Origin of the sequence: Mycobacterium sp., from assembly GCF_049585075.1 — a bacterium.
GTDB lineage: Bacteria > Actinomycetota > Actinomycetes > Mycobacteriales > Mycobacteriaceae > Mycobacterium.
On record NZ_JBAUZA010000210.1, the window covers coordinates 1 to 1,932 of the forward strand.

The 1,932-nt window shown below is 67.8% G+C and carries 2 protein-coding genes and 1 pseudogene; all 3 read left to right on the forward strand.

Annotated elements, in window-relative coordinates; genetic code table 11:
- The first annotated feature begins 41 nt into the window (after positions 1-41).
- Entirely contained in the window at positions 42-614 is a 573-nt protein-coding gene (locus tag WB785_RS10310; protein ID WP_424078914.1) for a DUF2017 domain-containing protein, read from the forward strand.
- Positions 611-1,648 carry a P1 family peptidase gene (locus WB785_RS10315; protein WP_424078913.1) on the forward strand — a complete coding sequence of 346 codons (1,038 nt, stop codon included), beginning with the start codon at positions 611-613 and terminating at the stop codon, positions 1,646-1,648. The genes WB785_RS10310 and WB785_RS10315 overlap by 4 nt, the downstream gene beginning before the upstream one ends.
- Positions 1,649-1,654: 6 nt before the next feature.
- Positions 1,655-1,932, forward strand: a pseudogene (locus WB785_RS10320) (rhomboid family intramembrane serine protease); the annotation flags it as partial.

Below are 1,932 nucleotides of genomic sequence, written 5' to 3' on the forward strand. Positions count from 1 at the left end.
ACCTTGCAGCAGGACCGCTGAGAGGGCATTCGGGTTCGCACGTGCGCAAGTGGAAGCGGGTTCAGACCGCCGACGGTCCCCGTTTTCGGTCCGCTCTGGACTCGCATGAGGCGGCCTTGCTCAAGAATCTGGTCGACTCGATGATCGGACTGCTCGACGAACGCGAATCATCATCGCCGACAGACGAACTCGAGCAAATCACCGGCATGAAGACCGGCAACTCGAAGCCGCCCGACAACGCGACGCTGCAGCGGCTGTTGCCGGACTTCTCCAAACCGGACCCCTCGGGTGAGGAAGCCACCGGCAGCCTGAATGCCGCTCTGCGCAGTCTGCACGAGCCGGAGATCATCGCGGCCAAACGCGTTGCAGCAGAACAGCTATTGGCTACGGTGCCCGAGGACGGCGGTCGATTCGAGCTGACCGAAGCTGACGCGAACGCCTGGGTCGCAGCCGTCAATGACATCCGGCTGGCGCTGGGCACCATGCTCGATATCCGCCCCGATGGCCCCGATCGGCTGCCCGACGACCATCCGTTGGCGTCACACCTCGACGTGTATCAGTGGCTGACCTTCCTGCAGGAGTACCTGGTCCTGGCGCTGATGGGGTCGCAATGAACTCGATCACCGACGTCGGGGGGATCCTCGTCGGCCACCACCATCGGCTGGACCCCGACGCGACGATGGGTGCCGGTTGGGCGCGCGGCGTCACGGTCGTCTTGCCGCCGCCGGGCACCGTGGGCGCCGTCGATTGCCGAGGCGGTGCGCCCGGCAGCCGGGAAACCGATCTGCTGGATCCGGTCAACAGCGTCCGCTACGTGGACGCGGTGCTGATCGCCGGGGGCAGCGCCTACGGATTAGCGGCCGCGGACGGAATCATGAGCTGGCTGGAGGAGCACGACCGCGGCGTCGTGATGGCCGGCGGAGTGGTACCGATCGTGCCGGGCGCGGTGATCTTCGATTTGGACGTGGGCGCCTGGAGCCACCGGCCGACGGCCGAGTTCGGCTACGCAGCCTGTCAGGCAGCCGGCGCCGATGTCGCGGTGGGCACGGTCGGTGCCGGGGTGGGGGCCTGCGCTGGTGTGCTGAAGGGCGGTGTCGGGACCGCGTCGACGACGCTGCCATCGGGGGTGACAGTCGGGGCACTGGTCGCGGTGAACTCCGCGGGCAATGTCGTCGACCAGGCGACCGGCCTACCGTGGCTGAGCTACTTGGCCGACGAATTGGGTCTTGCCGCTCCGCCCGACGAACAAATCGCCGCACTCGCGGAGCTCGAATCACCGCTGAGCTCGCTGAATACCGCGGTCGCGGTCGTCGCCACCGATGCCGCGCTGAGCCCAGCCGCCTGCCGACAGGTGGCCAGCACCGCGCACGACGGGCTCGCCCGAAGCATCCGGCCGGCGCACACCCCGGTGGACGGCGACATGGTGTTCGCCCTGGCCACCGGCGCCGTCGAGGTGGCACCGCCGGCTGATACGCCCGCCGCGTTCTCGCCAGAGACGGCACTGGTCACCGCTGTGGGCACCGCGGCGGCTGACTGCCTGGCCCGCGCGGTGCTGATCGGTGTGATCGCCGCAGAGTCGGTGGCCGGAATACCGACTTACCGGGACCTGCTGCCCGGAGCGTTTCAGCGGGTGCAAGGCAATCGGTGAGATGCTATGGGCGTGAGGACACCGGCACGGCAACCGGCGCAACAACCGAAGAAGCGCTCCGTTTGGGTGGTCGGCGGAGCCACCATCATCAGCTTTGTGGCGCTGCTGTATGTCATCGAGCTGTTCGACCAGCTCGACGGGCACCGGTGGGATCTCAACGGCATCCGGCCGTTAGAGGCCGATGGTTTGTGGGGCGTTCTGTTCGCTCCGCTGCTGCACGCGAACTGGGCGCATCTGATCGCGAACACGGGGCCCGCGCTGGTGCTGGGTTTTCTGGTCACGCT

Bases quoted from the DNA above. Each gene is read 5' to 3' on its own strand.
- WB785_RS10315 (WP_424078913.1), top strand. From the start codon at position 611: ATGAACTCGATCACCGACGTCGGGGGGATCCTCGTCGGCCACCACCAT.